At 72.1% G+C, this 15,751-nt stretch carries 12 protein-coding genes and 1 pseudogene; 2 read left to right on the top strand and 11 right to left on the bottom strand.

Going from position 1 to position 15,751, the window contains the following annotated elements:
- From ACGGAQ_RS12720 to rsgA, 5 genes and pseudogenes are all read right to left on the bottom strand, one after another.
- Nucleotides 1–197 (bottom strand): annotated as a pseudogene (locus ACGGAQ_RS12720) (phytochelatin synthase); the annotation flags it as partial.
- Between the two features lie 761 nt (nt 198–958).
- Nucleotides 959–3,001, bottom strand: a complete 2,043-nt coding sequence (gene uvrC / locus ACGGAQ_RS12715) for an excinuclease ABC subunit UvrC (RefSeq protein WP_393047848.1) — start codon at nt 2,999–3,001, stop codon at nt 959–961.
- 140 nt (nt 3,002–3,141) lie between these two features.
- On the bottom strand, nt 3,142–3,627 hold the full coding sequence (locus tag ACGGAQ_RS12710; RefSeq protein ID WP_354862806.1) for a Rieske (2Fe-2S) protein: 486 nt from the start codon (nt 3,625–3,627) through the stop codon (nt 3,142–3,144).
- A 160-nt stretch (nt 3,628–3,787) separates the two neighbouring features.
- Nucleotides 3,788–6,733, bottom strand: a complete 2,946-nt coding sequence (uvrA, locus tag ACGGAQ_RS12705; protein WP_393047845.1) for an excinuclease ABC subunit UvrA — start codon at nt 6,731–6,733, stop codon at nt 3,788–3,790.
- Between the two features lie 180 nt (nt 6,734–6,913).
- The gene (gene rsgA / locus ACGGAQ_RS12700) at nt 6,914–7,984 is read right to left on the bottom strand and encodes a ribosome small subunit-dependent GTPase A (RefSeq protein WP_393047906.1); all 1,071 of its coding nucleotides are present in this window, start codon (nt 7,982–7,984) and stop codon (nt 6,914–6,916) included.
- A 296-nt stretch (nt 7,985–8,280) separates the two neighbouring features.
- Here rsgA and ACGGAQ_RS12695 point away from each other — a divergent pair, with 296 nt between their 5' ends.
- Nucleotides 8,281–8,934, top strand: coding sequence for an MBL fold metallo-hydrolase (locus ACGGAQ_RS12695; protein WP_354862801.1), 654 nt, complete (start codon nt 8,281–8,283; stop codon nt 8,932–8,934).
- A 292-nt stretch (nt 8,935–9,226) separates the two neighbouring features.
- Here ACGGAQ_RS12695 and ACGGAQ_RS12690 read toward each other — a convergent pair whose 3' ends face one another.
- Both ACGGAQ_RS12690 and ACGGAQ_RS12685 read right to left on the bottom strand, forming a co-directional pair.
- Nucleotides 9,227–9,835, bottom strand: a complete 609-nt coding sequence (locus tag ACGGAQ_RS12690) for a DedA family protein (protein ID WP_393047842.1) — start codon at nt 9,833–9,835, stop codon at nt 9,227–9,229.
- Between the two features lie 101 nt (nt 9,836–9,936).
- Complete coding sequence (locus tag ACGGAQ_RS12685; RefSeq protein WP_393047840.1) at nt 9,937–10,632, bottom strand: class I SAM-dependent methyltransferase; 696 nt, start codon at nt 10,630–10,632, stop codon at nt 9,937–9,939.
- Between the two features lie 183 nt (nt 10,633–10,815).
- Here ACGGAQ_RS12685 and ACGGAQ_RS12680 point away from each other — a divergent pair, with 183 nt between their 5' ends.
- Nucleotides 10,816–11,019, top strand: a complete 204-nt coding sequence (locus ACGGAQ_RS12680) for a cold-shock protein (RefSeq protein ID WP_007462771.1) — start codon at nt 10,816–10,818, stop codon at nt 11,017–11,019.
- Between the two features lie 48 nt (nt 11,020–11,067).
- On the opposite strand, the gene ACGGAQ_RS12675 is transcribed toward ACGGAQ_RS12680, so the two are convergent.
- From ACGGAQ_RS12675 to ACGGAQ_RS12660, 4 genes are all read right to left on the bottom strand, one after another.
- A complete protein-coding gene (locus ACGGAQ_RS12675) occupies nt 11,068–12,348 on the bottom strand; it encodes an MFS transporter (RefSeq protein WP_393047835.1) in 1,281 nt (426 codons plus the stop codon).
- Complete coding sequence (locus ACGGAQ_RS12670; protein ID WP_393047832.1) at nt 12,345–12,920, bottom strand: ArsR/SmtB family transcription factor; 576 nt, start codon at nt 12,918–12,920, stop codon at nt 12,345–12,347. The genes ACGGAQ_RS12675 and ACGGAQ_RS12670 overlap by 4 nt, the downstream gene beginning before the upstream one ends.
- A gap of 107 nt (nt 12,921–13,027) precedes the next feature.
- Nucleotides 13,028–13,909 (bottom strand): hypothetical protein, encoded by an 882-nt coding sequence (locus ACGGAQ_RS12665; protein WP_393047829.1) that lies wholly within the window; start codon nt 13,907–13,909, stop codon nt 13,028–13,030.
- Nucleotides 13,910–14,071: 162 nt separating this feature from the next.
- Nucleotides 14,072–15,751, bottom strand: coding sequence for a CocE/NonD family hydrolase (locus tag ACGGAQ_RS12660; RefSeq protein WP_393047826.1), 1,680 nt, complete (start codon nt 15,749–15,751; stop codon nt 14,072–14,074).

Genomic DNA, 15,751 nt, shown 5'->3' with positions numbered 1-15,751 from the left:
TAGTAGAAGTTCGGCTGGGCTTCGTAGCGCACGCCGAGCTGACGCTCACCCGCAGGCTTACGGTCGGCCTGCGTCGCAGTGGCGGGCTTGGCCTCGGAGGCGGCGTAGGCGGTGGTGATGGGGCCGGCGATGGCGCCGCCGGTGAAGGCGAGGCCAGCAGCGGTCAGAGCGGTCTTACGCATCAGATCGGTACGCATGATGGCGTGCTCCTCTGCATCAGGGGGATACGCGACGACACACACATTTCGGGGGGTGTGTGCCGGGCGGAAAGTTCACGGCGGGACGTGTGGTCCGGCGGCCCGGCGGGGGCCTGCACGGGGGGTGTCCCGGAGGGTGGTGCAACGGTCCGGGGCGGCGAGTCATTCCGCCGACGTTCTTCCGGGGACCGGGGGACGACCGGTGGTGCTCGGCCGTGCGGGGGGTGTAACCGCGGCGACCGGGCGGGTGTTCCCGGCGGCTGCCACACGCGCCGGGCCGATGTGCTGCTCGGCGGTGCGGGGGATGTAACCGTGGCCGCCGGCGCGGTGTTCCCGGCGGCTGCCGTGCGCCGCTAGCCCGTAGGTCGCGGCGGCATGCCAGGTATAACGACCCCGCCGGGTCCCCGATTCCGCCCCCAGGGTGGCACCCGCCACGGGACGGCCATGTCGAATCCACCCAAACCACCCACCGGAAACGGACACGCCACCACCCGGGAGTCGATCGACACGCGATCGGCGATACCGGGGTATCCGAGCGCCCGGGACACCCCGACATCACCGAACCCGAGTCGATCACCACCGCGCGGCCCCACGGCAACCTCATGATCCTGCTCGATCCAGGAAACAGGCCCCTCACCCAGCCGGCGAGGCCACTACATCCAGGATCGAGCACGATCATGCGGGGCACGCGGATTGTCACGGTGCGCCTCCACGCCGAGCGTCGTCTCCGCGCCGAGCGTCGCCTTCGCGCCGGGCGCGGCCTAGGCGCTGGGCGTCGCCTCGGCGCTGGGCGTCGCCTCGGCGCTGGGCGTCGCCTCGGCGCTGGGCGTCGCCTCGGCGCTGCCCTCGGACGTTGTGCCCTTGTCGAGGGCGGCCAGGATCGCCTCGGCGGTGCGTCGACCCACCCCGGGCACCTCGGTGATCTCTTCGACGGTCGCCGTCGAGAGTCGCTTCAGCGAGCCGAAGTGCCGTAGCAGCGCCTTGCGGCGTACCTCACCCAGGCCGGGGACATTGTCCAGCGCCGACTCGGTCATCCGCTTGGAGCGACGCTGACGGTGGAACGTGATGGCGAAGCGGTGCGCCTCGTCGCGGACCCGTTGCAGCAGGTAGAGACCCTCCGAGGTGCGCGGCAGGATGACCGGGAACTCGTCGTCGGGGAGCCACACCTCCTCCAGCCGCTTGGCGAGGCCGCACAGCGCGACATCGTCGATGCCCAGGTCGGCAAGGGCCTGGGCGGCCGCCGCGACCTGCGGGGCGCCGCCGTCGACGACCACCAGTTGTGGTGGGTACGCGAATTTCCGCGGCCGGCCGGTGGTCGGGTCGACCAGGATGCCGATCTGCGGATCCGTGGCGCCGCCGGGCGCGGTCGGGTCGTCGGCGGACTCCACGCCCACCTCGCCCGTCTCGGCCCGCGCGTCGAGGTAGCGGGCGAAGCGGCGGCGTAGCACCTCGGACATGGCGGACAGGTCGTCGGTGGCGCCCCGCACGATGAACCGCCGGTACTCACTCTTGCGGGGCAGCCCGTCCTCGAAGACCACCATGCTGGCGACCACGTCGGTGCCCTGGATCTGGGAGATGTCGAAGCACTCGATGCGCAGCGGCGAGGTGCGCATGCCGAGCGCCTCAGTGATCTCGTCCAGCGCCTTGCCGCGGGTGGTCAGGTCACCGGACCGCTTGAGCTTGTGCCGGGCCAGCGCGTCCTTGGCGTTGCGCTCCACCGTCTCCATGAGTGAGCGCTTGTCGCCGCGCTGCGGCACGCGCAGCGACACCCGACTGCCCCGGTGGCTGCTGAGCCACTCGGCCAGCGCGTCGGCGTCGGCGGGCAACTCGGGCACCAGCAGTTCGCGGGGCACGTCGGCTTCGCCGTGCTCGCCGCCGTACACCTGGGTGCAGAAGTGGTGCACCAGGTCGCCCGTGGTCAGGTCCTCGGTCTTCTCCACCACCCACCCGCGCTGGCCGCGGACCCGGCCGTCGCGGACGTGGAAGACCTGCACGGCCGCCTCGAGCGGGTCGTCGGCGAACGCGACCACGTCGGCGTCGGTGCCGTCGCCGAGCACCACGGTCTGCTTCTCCATGGCCCGGCGCAGGGCGGCCACGTCGTCGCGCAGCCGGGCGGCCCGCTCGAACTCCAGCTGCTCGCTTGCCTCGGTCATCTCGCGCTCGATCTTGCGGACCATGGTGTCGGTGCGCCCGGCCATGAAGTCGCAGAAGCCGTCGACGATGGCACGGTGCTCGTCGGCGGAGACGGTGCCGACGCACGGCGCCGAGCACTTGCCGATGTAGCCCAGCAGGCAGGGACGACCGACCTGGCCGGCCCGCTTGAACACGCCGGCCGAGCAGGTGCGCGCGGGGAACACCCGTAGCAGCAGGTCGAGGGTCTCCCGGATCGCCCAGGCGTGCGAGTACGGACCGAAGTAGCGCACACCCTTGCGCTTCGCGCCGCGCATCACCTGGAGTCGCGGGTACTCCTCGTCGAGGGTGACGGCGAGATAGGGGTACGACTTGTCGTCGCGGTAGCGGACGTTGAACCGGGGGTCGTACTGCTTGATCCAGGTGAACTCCTGCTGGAGCGCCTCGACCTCGGTGCCGACGGTGATCCAGTCCACCGACTCGGCGGTGGTGACCATCTGCCGGGTGCGCTCGTGCAGGTTCCAGACGTCGCCGAAGTAGGAGTTGAGCCGGCTGCGCAGGTTTTTCGCCTTGCCGACGTAGATCACCCGGCCGGTGCCGTCGCGGAAGCGGTAGACCCCCGGTGACTCCGGGATGGTGCCGGGTGCGGGACGGTAGGTCGAGGGGTCAGCCACGTCGACAAGCCTAGTCCGCACCCCCGACACCCACCGCGAGCACTTGATCCACTCGGTTTCCGGGAAGTCGGGGTGTCCGGTGCCTACCGACACCCCGACTTCATGGAACGCGAGTCGATCAAGCCGTCGAGCCGCGCGGGTCAGGCGAGGGAGATCTGGTCCCCGGTGACCTTGATGTCCTTCGGCGGCAGCGGCTTGGTGGCCGGGCCGGCCTTCACCGAGCCGTCCTCGATCGAGAACTTGCTGTTGTGGCAGGTGCAGTTGATGGTGCCGCCGTCGACGTTCGTCACGGGGCAGTTCTGGTGCGTACAGATCGGGCTGAAGCCCTTGAACTGACCGGCCGTGGGCTGGGTGATCACGACGCCCTCGGCGGCGAGGACCTTACCGCCGCCGACCGGGATGTCGGCGGTGGTGGCCAGCGACTGGGCGTTCTGCCGATCCCCGCCGCCGGCGTCCCCGGTGCTGGGCACCGCCGGGCCGCCGCTGGTGGGGGCACCGCTGCCACTGCCGTCGTCGTCACTGCCGCAGGCCGCCAGGACGACGGCCGCGCCGACGGCCCCGACGCCGGTGAGCAGGGTACGACGGGTCTGCGTACCCGGTCCGGTCAGCGCCTGATCGTCGCTCATGCCTGGCCTCTCTCTCGCCCAGTGCGCCGGTCCAAAAGCCGGCCACACTTCTCTCCACGGGCAACTGTGCCGGATAGTTCACCCCGGCATCGGTGCGACACCCCGCAAAAGGGTCGGGGCGGGTCGTCATCCGACCCGCCCCGAAAGAGTTGCGTCGCGGTCAGCGCGCGCCGGCCGGCACCTTGCGGCTGGCCCGCGTCTTGGTGGCGCCGTTGGCCTTGGCGGCGCGGGTGGTCGCCGCCGCCGCGCCCTTGGCCTCGCCGTCGAGCTTGAGCACCCCGCGCAGGAACTGGCCGGTGTGGCTCTCGGGCACCTCGGCGACCTCCTCCGGGGTGCCGGTGGCGAGCACCATGCCGCCCCGGTGGCCGCCCTCCGGACCCATGTCGATCAGCCAGTCGGCCGTCTTGATCACATCGAGGTTGTGCTCGATGGTGATCACCGTGTTGCCCTTGTCGACCAGGCCCTCCAGGACCATCAGCAGCTTGCGGATGTCCTCGAAGTGCAGACCGGTGGTCGGCTCGTCGAGCACGTAGACCGTCCGCCCGGTGGAGCGCTTCTGCAGCTCGGAGGCCAGCTTGACCCGCTGCGCCTCGCCGCCGGAGAGGGTCGGCGCGGGCTGCCCGAGGCGGACGTAGCCCAGGCCGACGTCGACGAGCGTCTTGAGGTGCCGGTGGATGGCCGGGATGGCGGAGAAGAACTCCGCGGCCTCCTCGATCGGCATCTCCAGCACGTCCGAGACGGTCTTGCCCTTGTAGTGCACCTCCAGGGTCTCCCGGTTGTACCGGGCGCCCTTGCAGACCTCGCAGGGGACGTACACGTCGGGCAGGAAGTTCATCTCGATCTTGATGGTGCCGTCGCCGGAGCACGCCTCACAGCGACCGCCCTTGACGTTGAACGAGAACCGGCCCGGCCCGTACCCCCGGACCTTGGCCTCGGTGGTCTCGGCGAAGAGCTTGCGGACGTGGTCCCAGACCCCCGTGTAGGTGGCCGGGTTGGAGCGCGGGGTACGGCCGATCGGCGACTGGTCCACACCGACGACCTTGTCCACGTGCTCGAGACCGGAGACCCGGGTGTGCCGGCCGGGCACCAGCCGAGCGCCGTTGATCTGGTTGGCCAGCACGGCGTACAGGATGTCGTTGACCAGCGTCGACTTGCCCGAGCCGCTGACCCCGGTGACCGCGATGAGCTGGCCCAGCGGGAACGAGACGGTCAGGTTGCGCAGGTTGTGCTCGCGCGCGCCGTGCACCACCAGCTCGCGGGCCGGATCCTGCGGACGGCGGCCCGTCGGTGTCGGGATCGACCGGCGACCCGACAGGTACGCCCCGGTGATCGACTCCTTGTTCTTCAGCAGGGCCGGCACTGAGCCGCTGTGCACGATCTTGCCGCCGTGCTCGCCAGCGCCGGGCCCGATGTCGACGATCCAGTCGGCGACGCGGATGGTGTCCTCGTCGTGCTCCACCACGATCAGCGTGTTGCCCAGACCGCGCAGCCGGATCAGGGTCTCGATCAGCCGGTGGTTGTCGCGCTGGTGCAGACCGATCGACGGCTCGTCGAGCACGTAGAGCACGCCGACCAGGCCGGAGCCGATCTGGGTGGCCAGCCGGATGCGCTGCGCCTCGCCGCCGGACAGCGTGCCGGCCGGCCGGTCCAGCGAGAGGTAGTCCAGGCCGACGTCGAGCAGGAACCGCAGCCGGGCGTTGATCTCCTTGAGGACGCGCTCGGCGATCATCTTCTGCCGGTCGGTCAGCTCGATGCCGGCGAGCAGGTCCGCGCACTCCCCCACCGACAGGTTGCAGACCTCGGCGATGCTCTTGCCGGCGAGGGTGACCGCGAGCACCTCGGGCTTGAGCCGGGCGCCGCCGCACGCCGCGCACGGCACGTCGCGCATGTAGCCCTCGTACTTGTCGCGGGACCACTCGGACTCGGTGTCGGAGTGCCGGCGCTCGATCCACTGCACCACGCCCTCGAAACCGGTGTAGTAGGAGCGCTCGCGACCGTACTTGTTGCGGTAGCGCACGTGCACCTGGTCGTCGGAGCCGTGCAGGATCGTCTTCTGCGCCCGCGCCGGCAGCGCCCGCCACGGGGTGTCGACGTCGAAGTGCTGGGCCTCGCCGAGCGCCTCCAGCAGGCGCAGGAAGTATTCCAGGTTGTGCCCGGTGGACCAGGGCTGGATGGCGCCCTCGCGCAGGCTGCGCTCCGGGTCGGGGACCAGCAGCTCCGGGTCGACCTCCTTCTTGGTGCCCAGGCCGGTGCACTCCGGGCAGGCGCCGTACGGCGCGTTGAAGGAGAAGACCCGGGGCTCGAGATCCTCGATCGCGAGCGGGTGGTCGTTGGGGCAGGCCAGGTGCTCGGAGTAGCGGCGCTCCCGGTCCGGGTCGTCCTCCGGCAGGTCGACGAAGTCGAGCAGCACCAGCCCGCTGGACAGGCCCAGGGCGGCCTCGACCGAGTCGGTCAGCCGCTGCTTGGCGCTGGGCTTGACGGTGAGCCGGTCGATCACCACCTCGATGGTGTGCTTCTCCTGCTTCTTGAGCTTCGGCGGCTCGGTCAGCGGGTGCACCACGCCGTCGACGCGGGCCCGGGCGTAGCCCTTGGCCTGCAGCTCGGCGAAGAGGTCGACGTACTCGCCCTTGCGGCCGCGGATCACCGGCGCGAGCACCATGAACTTGGTGCCCTCCGCCATCGCGAGGACCCGGTCGACGATCTGTTGCGGGCTCTGCCGGGAGATCCGCTCGCCGCAGACCGGGCAGTGCGGCTCACCGATGCGGGCGAAGAGCAGCCGCAGGTAGTCGTAGACCTCGGTGATGGTGCCGACGGTCGAGCGCGGGTTGCGCGAGGTGGACTTCTGGTCGATCGAGACGGCCGGGCTCAGCCCCTCGATGAAGTCGACGTCGGGCTTGTCCATCTGCCCGAGGAACTGCCGGGCGTACGAGGAGAGCGACTCGACGTAGCGGCGCTGCCCCTCGGCGAAGATCGTGTCGAAGGCCAGGCTCGACTTGCCCGACCCGGACAGCCCGGTGAACACGATGAGAGCGTCCCGGGGCAGGTCGAGACTGACGTCACGCAGGTTGTGCTCGCGCGCGCCACGGATGATCAGTCGGTCGGCCACAGTGCGTGTACTCCCGGGAGAAGACGAAGCGAAGGATCTGTCCCGCTCTGGGGGATTTCGAGCGGTCGTGCGGGCGCGGAAAACACGCCTCGGCAACTCTAGCCCCGAGGTGTGACAGTTTCCCCCGCCCGCACATTCCCCCAGCTCAGCCCGGTCGGCCGCGCCACGCACAACTGCCCGTCAGTAACCTCCGGGCGACGGCGGCCGCGCCGCCCTGCGCCGCGCCGATCGCCATCCGCCGCGCCGCTCGGCGGCCAGCCGCGCCTCACGCCGCCGGCTCTCGTGGGTGACCTCCGACTGCAGACGCCGCCAGCTCTCCCACCGACGGGTGGACAGCTCACCGGTCCGCAACGCGTCGCGGACCGCGCAGGCCGGTTCGCCGTCGTGCCGACAGTCGGCGTACCGGCAGCCCTCGGCCAGCCCGGCGATGTCGGCGAACGCCCGGTCCAGCCCGGCCACGCCGTCGAGCAGGCCGACCGCCCGTACACCGGGTGTGTCGATCACGGCGCCGCCGTTCGGGATCGGCACCAGGGCCCGCCACGTGGTGGTGTGCCGGCCCTTGCCGTCGACCCGACGGATCGCCTGGGTCGGCATCATCACCGCGCCGGCGAGCGCGTTGACCAGGCTCGACTTGCCGGCACCGGACGGCCCGAGCAGCCCCAGCGTGCGACCCGGCGCGACCTCGGCGCGCAGCGGGTCCAGCCCGGTGCCGCGCTCGGCGCTGACCGACAGCACCGGCACACCGGGGGCGATCACGGCGAGCTGGCGGGCCAGCGCGGCCGGGTCGGCCGCGAGGTCGGACTTCGTCAGCACCACGAGCGGCCGGGCCCCGGACTCGTGGACCAGGGAGAGCAGCCGCTCGATGCGGCCGACATCCGGCTCCGGGTGCACCGGCTCCACCACGGCGGCGGCGTCGAGGTTGGCGGCCAGCACCTGGCCGCTGGCGTCCTTGCCGGCGGTACGGCGGATCAGCGCGGCCCGCCGGGGCAGCACGGCCGCCACGGTGATCCGGCGGTCCGGCCAGTGCGTGAGCAGCACCCAGTCCCCTGCGCAGGGCAGTGCCGAGGGGTCCTGGACGGCGGCGGCCAGCACGGACGGGCCGAGGCTGGCCCGGACCGGGCCGCCGGCGGTGAGCACCGTGCAGACCCCCCGGTCCACCCGGGCCACCCGGCCGGGGTGGTGCTCGCCGCGTCGGGCGGCGTACGCCGCCCGGTCGGCGTCCCAGCCGAGGGCGGTCAGATCGATCGTCATGGCATCCTCATCGGTGTCGAGCTGGTGATGGCGGAACACGCGTGCCACGTCCGGCATGAACACCACCTCCGTCCGACGTCCCGGTGCCGCTTGTGAGGCCGACGGTAGGGCGCGGGGCGACGCGCCGAAAGCGATTTCCGCGACGACGGCGCAGCGCGGGCCCGCTAGGGTCGACGCGTGACCACGGGTCCGCTGCTGCTCGGGGGCGCGGCGGACGACACCACCACCGGCCGCCACGCTCGCCGTCGACCCCGACGGTCCCCTGTCTACTCCACCGGAACGGATTTGGACACGTCATGACCTACAGCGGAGATGTCACCCACGGCGGCCCGCCGGCGGTACGGGAGTTGGACGGGCTCACCATCAGCAAGCTGTCGGTGGGCCCGATGGACAACAACGCGTACCTGCTGCGCTGCACCGGCACCGGCGACCAGGTGTTGATCGACGCCGCCAACGAGGCGCCCCGGCTGCTGGAGCTGATCGGCGACGGTGGTCTGACCGCCGTGGTGACCACCCACCAGCACATGGACCACTGGGTGGCGCTGGAGGAGGTGGTCGCCAAGACCGGCGCGCGGGCGCTCGTGCACGCCGACGACGCGGCCGGGCTGCCGATCGAGGCGGAGCAGCTGGCCGATGGTGACACCGTGGCGGTCGGTGACTGCGCGCTGGAGGTCATCCACATCAAGGGCCACACGCCGGGTTCGATCGCGCTGCTCTACCGCGACCCGAGCGGCACCGGCCACCTGTTCACCGGCGACAGTCTCTTTCCCGGCGGCGTTGGCAACACGGACCAGGACCCGCAGCGCTTCGCCGCGCTGATCGACGACGTCGAGCACAAGCTGTTCGACCAGCTGCCGGACGACACCTGGTTCTACCCCGGCCACGGCAAGGACAGCACCCTGGGAGCAGAACGCCCATCGCTCCCCCAGTGGCGAGCCCGAGGCTGGTAACCCCCAACACCCGAACCCGAGCCCGAGCCCGAGCCCGAGCCCGAGCCCGAGCCCGAGCCCGAGCCCGAGCGATGGTCACCCAACGCTGACCGGACACCACTGACGATCCACACCACCGGCGGATCGCGGCACCACCGGACGAACCGCCCCCACGACGGGTGCGGGGGCCTGCCGTGCCCGGCGCAGGGATCAAGCCTGACCGCCCGAAGCCGGGCACGGCAGGCCCCCCCACCCCCACCGCAACCACGCCAGGCCCCCGCACCCCCACCGCAACCACAGCAGGCCCAACAGCTCAACCAGCAAGAGCAGAGAACCGCCGCCGCGCCCCCACCAGCACGACGAACGCCAACGCCAGCCCCACCCCCATGGTCACCAGCAGCGGGCTCGGCGCCCCCGGCAGCAGCCCGGCCAGCGACCGCGACGCGGTGCCCAGCGCCAGGTAGAGACCGGCCCAGGCCGCCGCGCCGAGGGTCGCGCAGCCGAGGAACCGGCGATACGACATCCGCAGCCCGCCGGCGGCCAGCGGCAGCAGCGCGTTGAACACCGGCAGGAACGGCGCGACCATCATCATCCGGCCACCGCCGCGGCTGAGGATCCCCTCCGCCGCGCTCCAGCGCGCTTCACCGATCCAGCCCCCGATCCGGCTGTCGCGCAGGCGTTCGGCGTAGCGGCGACCCACCAGGAAGCTCAGCGACCAGCCGGCCAGGCACCCGACCAGCACCGCGGCGAAGGTGGCCAGCCCGGTGGCCGGGCGGCCCACCCCGACCGCGGCCAGGATCGCCACGTCACCGGGGATCAGCACACCCAGCAGCGGTACGGCGTCGAAGAGCATGACCAGCCCGAGCGCGCCCATCAGCACCAGGATGGGCAGCTCTCCGACCTGGGCCAGCCATTGCGTCATGCCTCGTACGCTATGGCCGCCGCACCACCGTGGACATCAGGTCGCAGCCCTCAGCGCCCCCTGGTATCGGCCTCAGGGTCGCCCCTGAGAGAGCCCGCGCGTCACGCGGGTCGCAGCACCTGGACCTGCCGCAGCGACGAGTCCACCGACGGCTCGGTGGTGGGCACCGGATAGTCGGCCAGCACCCGCAGCCCGTCCTCGGGCAGGTGCCCCCGGCCGGGGTCCCCGACCAGCACCTCGGCGCCGGAGGCGACGGCCCGTTGCAGGAACGGCAGCATCCGCTCGGCCATCGCGCGGTCGTAGAAGACGTCCCCGGCGACCACCAGGTCGGCGTCGACGCCGATGCTGTCGAGCAGGTCGTCCCCGCTGGCGTCGACGGCGACCCGGTTGGCGCGCGCGTTGACGGTGATGGCCGCCACGGCGAACGGGTCGATGTCGTTGGCGACGACGTCGGCGGCGCCGGCCAGCGCGGCGGCGATGGCCACCAGACCCGAGCCGGCGGCGAGGTCGAGGACGCGGCGTCCGGCGGCCAGCTCCGGGTGGTCCAGCAGGTGTCGGGCCAGTGCCTGGCCGCCGGCCCAGGCGGAGGCCCAGTACGGCGGTGGCAGGGCGTGACCGGCGATCGCCTCCATCCGGGCCCACCAGACGATCGCGTCCTCGGCGAGGTGCAGCCGCACCTCCGGGACGAACGGGGTGGGCACCAGCTGGAGCCGGTCCAGGCCGGAACCGGGCGCGTCGATCTCGCGCTCCAGCTCGGACAGCGCAGTGGCTGCGGCACCTCTCATCGGCGCAAGCATGCCGTAGCGGAGGGTGGTCGGGGCGGCTTTCGCGTGCCGGCGCGCACAGAGTTCATCTGAGTTCGAGTAAACACCTACGGCACTTCGGCCGGCAGATCGGGGTTTCGCCCGCTACTGTCGAACAGGTACGGGCGACCATCGGCCACAGGCCGGTGGTCCGCCGCTTTGAACAGGGAGAGATGCATGGCAACCGGCACGGTTAAGTGGTTCAACTCGGAAAAGGGCTTCGGCTTCATCGAGCAGGACGGTGGAGGGCCGGACGTGTTCGTCCACTACTCCGCCATCGCTTCGAGCGGCTACCGGGAGCTCAACGAGGGCCAGAAGGTCGAGTTCGAGGTGACCCAGGGCCAGAAGGGCCCGCAGGCGGACAACGTCCGCCCGATGTAGTTCCGTGCCGGTGACGGCGGTCGGTTCCCGGCCGCCGTCGCAGTGCACTCAAGACGCTGCCGGGGCGGCGGGCAGGTCCCGCCGCCGCCGGAGCGGTCCAACCAGCAGGATCAACGGGGTGAGCGCCAACCAGGCGGTCATCACGCCGATCGCCGCGCCAACGCCGTAGCGCGCGCCGAGGGCTCCGGCCAGGACGGCCGCCAGCGGGATGGCGCCGAAGTTGAGCAGGTGCATGCTGACCGTCACGCGGCCGAGCAGGTGGTGCGGCGTGTACGTCTGCCGGAAGGCACCCTTGACCACGTTGCCGATGGCCACTCCGAGGCCGATCAGCACGCCGCCGAGGGCCGGCCAGACCAGCCCGACGCCGGGTGCAGCCAACGGGATGAGCAGGGCGGGCGGGCCGGTGAGCGCTGCCCCGATCAGCATGGCGCGTGCGGTGCCACACCGGCGGGCCAGGGCGGTGGCGAGCAGCGCGCCGATGATTCCCCCGGCACTCATCACTCCGACCAGCACGCCCACCAGGCCCGGTGCGAGCCGCAGCTCGCGCACCAGGAACACCACCAGGACCGCCTGGTAGCCGGTCAGACCGATGTTGCTGGCCGCGCCGAAGAGCGTCAGCACCCGCAGGTACGGGTCGCGGATGACGAAGCGCAGCCCCTCGGCGATGTCCCGACGCAGCGACCGGGACCGGTCCGGCCGGGCGGGGCGCGGCTCGGCGGTGCGGATGCGCAGCAGGAGAACCGCCGAGAGCAGGAACGTCAGCGCGTCCAGCAGCAACGCGGCGACCGCCCCGGTGAGCTGGGCGATCAGGCCCGCGATGCCGGGCCCGACGACGTAGCTCACGGTCTGCGTGGCCTGTAGTTTCGCGTTTCCCTCGGGCAGTTGCTCGGGCCGCAGCAGCACCGGCAGGTAGACCTGGTCGGCGGTCTCGAAGAAGACCCGTGCGGCGCCGGCGCCGAGCGCCACCAGCAGCAACTGCTCGACGGTGAGGCGGCCCAGGGCGGCGGTCACCGGCACGCTGAGGAACGCCAGGGCGCAGAACAGGTCGCAGACCGCCATCAGGGGCCGGCGTGGCAGCCGGTCCACCCACGCTCCGGCCGGGAGGCCGATCAGCAGCCAGGGTAGCCAGGCCGCGGCGGTGAGGACCGCCACCTGGAAGGTGCCGGCGTCGAGCACGGCGACCGCCACCAGGGGCAGCGCGACAGTGGTGACGTTGCTGCCGATGCTGCTGACCGTCTGCCCGGCCCAGAGCAGGCGGAAGTCGCGATGGCGCAGCAGCCCGCCGGCCGGTCGGGCCGGGCTCGGGTCGGTGCGGGTGGCCGCGGTCACGGCCGGGCCGGTACGCCGTGGACGAACACGAAGACGGGCTGGCGTTCGCGGCCGTCGTCGGGCAGCTGTCGGGCCGACCAGCGATCCAGCAGGTCGATCATCTCGCGGCTCAGCTCGGCCAGTTCCTCGGGCGTGAGGTGCAGCCACTTGTCCGTCGAGAACGGCGCGTCGGCCCAGGCGGCCTGCGCCGACTCGTCGCTGGCGTGCCAGGCCCGCGCCAGGGAGACGTGCCGGTCCAGGTTGAGTGAGGTGGCGGCGTCGGCGACGGCCCGGGCGGCCGGGTCGGCGTCGAAGTCGGCGTTGGACCAGCGCACCCCCCGGGTGACGAGCTGCCACCACCGTTCGCGGCGGTCGCGGGCCAGCTCGGGAGCCTCGGTGACGAGGTCGGCGGCGGCGAGCACCTTGAGGTGGTGGCTGACGTTCGCTGGCGCCTGGTCGGTGCGCTCGGCGAGCAGGCCGACGGTCGACGGGCCGTGCACCTTGAGCACGTCCATCAGCCGGCGGCGCAGCGGGTGGGCCATGGCGGCCAGCACTCGCGAGTCGGTGACCTGGCGTACGTCGGGTGTGTCCATGTCGCCAGCATCGCATCCGCAACGACAGTTGCGCAACGTTTATTGCCCAATCGTTCTTGCGGATAGTGGTGGGAGGGGCGGCCCGGTGGGGACGAGCCGCCCCTCGCTCAGGCGACGAGCCGGCGGGCCAGTTCGTCGGCGACCTGCTTGGCGATGGAGGGCGGGATGGCCGCGGCGATCTTCTCCGGCGTCAGGCCGGCCAGCACGCCCTGGACGATCGCCGCCTCGTCGGTGAAGTCCTTCCCGGCGAGTGCGTTGAGCGTGGTCTGCAGGGCGGTGAGCTGCGCGGTCATCGCCCGCAGGTTCCAGTTGCCGGTCACCGAGGCACCGGTCTCGTCCCGACCCTCCGCCATCCGGGTGTAGATCTGTCCGATCGGGTTGCGACCGTCGAGCACGGTCAGGTTCTTGTGGACGGTGGCCAGCCAGTTGTGTTCTTCGGGGGTCATGTCGTCGTCCTCCAGGAGTCCGATGGAGCTGAGGTAGCGGCGGAACAGTGGCCGCTGGTCACGGCCGGCCTTGATGGCGTCACGGAAGAAGCTGAAGTGGGTGTGCCAGCGGTGCGAGCTGTCGCCGCTGGTGCGCTTGCCGAGCCGGTCCCACCGCTTCACGGTCGTACCGTCGGGGCTGTAGATGATCTCGCGGATGTCCCGGGTGTCCGCCGCGTTCGCGGCGCACTGACCCACACACCAGAGCGAGAAGCTGGGCAGGGTGTGCGTACGTCCGCCGGAACGGACCTCGAAGCCGCCGACGTCGAGCGCCGCCGCGTCGAGGGTCAGACCGTTGCGGTCCCGCGACGACTCCACCACCGAGTAGTCGTTGGTCACCACCCGGTCCGATCCGCAGTGGTAGCCGCCCCGGTGGTCCGCGTCACCGACGATCCCGACCTCCGCCGGTTCCAGGTCGGCGTCGCGGACGGTGTTCGGGTCGACGTTGAGGTGCGTGAGAAGGAGACTTCGGACGGCCAACAGGTTCGCCGGAGCCCGGGTCATGGGGCCCCCCTTCCGATTGACGGGGGCCGGACACGACGTCACACCGCGTACGCGGTGCTGGGCTTCAGGCGAGCCCGGCCTGCTGGTGCACGGCGCCGGGCGTTGACCCAACCATAGCCCGCACAAAACATGAACGCCCAGCTCAGAGGGGGTCTCTTCGTTTCAGATGCTGCGCGGGGCAGTGTGGACGATCGGTAGCCACAGCGCCGAGGGATGCGCCGGATCGTGCAAGACCTGCCGCCAGCCGGCACGCAGCGTCACGGCCGTGCCGAGGGGCTCCCCACTGCCCGGGTTGCGCGCCCAGCGCGGGTGGGCGCCGCCGGCGACCTGGACACGCAGTCGGTGCCCGGCCGCGAACCGGTACGCGGTCGGCCAGAGCGGCACCGGCACCCGCAGCGCTCCGGACCCGTCGGCCGCGAACCGGCCGGGTGCGACCCGGACCAGTCCGTCGCACACGTTGCGGGAGCGCCCTCGCCGGTCCACATCGCACAGCCGGACGTAGACGTCCAGGTACGCGAGCTCGCTGCGGACGTGGATCTCCGCGCGTACGCCGCCGATCACCTCGATTGGCTCGGTGAGCGGAGCGCTGGTGTACGTCAGGACGTCGGGTCGGGCCTCGACGTGCCGGTTGTCCACCGGGCCGGCCCGCTTGGCGACCAGCAGCGGGCCACCGAGCGACGGGGTGGGGTCGGCCGGGTCGTACCGGAACTCGTCCGGCGCCGAGGGGTTCGGCGGGCGGATCGCCAGCTCGCCTCCCGGGTGCAGGTGCCACGGGGTGTCGGTGGCCGGTGGTGGCCAGTCCGGCAGGTCCCGCCAGCCGCCGTCGGAACCGCCCACGTGCAGCCGGACCGGGGCCCGACGGGATCCCTCGGTGGGCCGCCGCTGGTCGGCTGCGGGCTCGCCCAGGTGCTCGTCCAGCCAGGCCAGCCCCTCGCGCAACGCGGCCACGAAGAGGCCGGGGCTGCCGTGCGTCCACGGGCCGATCACCAGCCGCGGCCGGGCGCCCGCGGCGCGCAGGGTGGCGTGGTCGTCGAGCTGGGCGGGCAGGAAGATGTCGTGCCAGCCGGTGACCATGACCACGGGTGCGCGCACCCGGGCCACCCGGTCGGCGAAGACCCGACCCTTCCAGTACGCAGCGTCGGGGTCGTGGTGGCGCAGCCACTCCTGGAAGAACTCGATGGTGACGCCGGTGGCGACCCGGTCCGCCCCGGCCAGCGGCAGGTGATCCAGTGCGGCCGCCAGGCGGGGCTGCCCACGCTTGAGTTCCCACTGCCGGGCCAGCCTCGACACGGTCTGGGCGTGCAGCAGCTCGGCCCAGGTCAGCACGGTGTCCAGGGCGAATGACTCCCCCGCGTACGTCGAGTCCCGGGTGGACGACGCGGTCACCACCGCGACCATCGCGCGCAGGTCGTCGCCGGCGTCGGCGGCCAGCGCCCACTGGGCGAATCCCTGGTAGCTGACGCCGAACATGCCGAGCGCTCCGGACCACCAGGGTTGGCGGCGCAGCCAGTCCAGGGTGTCCACTCCGTCGTCGCGCTCGTGCACCAGCGGGGCGAAGGTGCCACCGGAGCCGCCGGTGCCCCGGCACGACTGGATCACCGCGTGTCGACCGCGCGCGGCGAGCAGCCGGCCGAGCAGCCGCAACGGCCCGCCCCGCCCGTACGGGGTGCGGATCAGCACGGTCGGTGCGGGCCGGTCCCCCGGGGCGTAGTGGTCGGTCCGCAGCACGACGCCGTCACGCACCCGGATCGGGATGTCGCGGGTGACCCGCACCGGGCCGGGGCGCACGGCGGGCAGCCGCAGCGCGGCAGCGGCGAGGCGGGCGACGAGCCGGCCCGGCAC

This window comes from Micromonospora sp. NPDC047557 (assembly GCF_043205095.1).
Lineage (GTDB): Bacteria > Actinomycetota > Actinomycetes > Mycobacteriales > Micromonosporaceae > Micromonospora.
Note: the sequence above shows the minus strand (reverse complement) of the source record. Positions and strands in the feature narration are given on the sequence as shown.

What these genes read in the sequence shown, in the direction of transcription:
- ACGGAQ_RS12710 (WP_354862806.1), bottom strand. Translation starts at nt 3,627, where the DNA reads ATGAGCGACGATCAGGCGCTGACCGGACCGGGTACGCAGACCCGTCGT.
- rsgA (WP_393047906.1), bottom strand. Translation starts at nt 7,984, where the DNA reads ATGACGATCGATCTGACCGCCCTCGGCTGGGACGCCGACCGGGCGGCG.
- ACGGAQ_RS12695 (WP_354862801.1), top strand. Translation starts at nt 8,281, where the DNA reads ATGACCTACAGCGGAGATGTCACCCACGGCGGCCCGCCGGCGGTACGG.
- ACGGAQ_RS12690 (WP_393047842.1), bottom strand. Translation starts at nt 9,835, where the DNA reads ATGACGCAATGGCTGGCCCAGGTCGGAGAGCTGCCCATCCTGGTGCTG.
- ACGGAQ_RS12685 (WP_393047840.1), bottom strand. Translation starts at nt 10,632, where the DNA reads ATGCTTGCGCCGATGAGAGGTGCCGCAGCCACTGCGCTGTCCGAGCTG.
- ACGGAQ_RS12680 (WP_007462771.1), top strand. Translation starts at nt 10,816, where the DNA reads ATGGCAACCGGCACGGTTAAGTGGTTCAACTCGGAAAAGGGCTTCGGC.
- ACGGAQ_RS12670 (WP_393047832.1), bottom strand. Translation starts at nt 12,920, where the DNA reads ATGGACACACCCGACGTACGCCAGGTCACCGACTCGCGAGTGCTGGCC.
- ACGGAQ_RS12665 (WP_393047829.1), bottom strand. Translation starts at nt 13,909, where the DNA reads ATGACCCGGGCTCCGGCGAACCTGTTGGCCGTCCGAAGTCTCCTTCTC.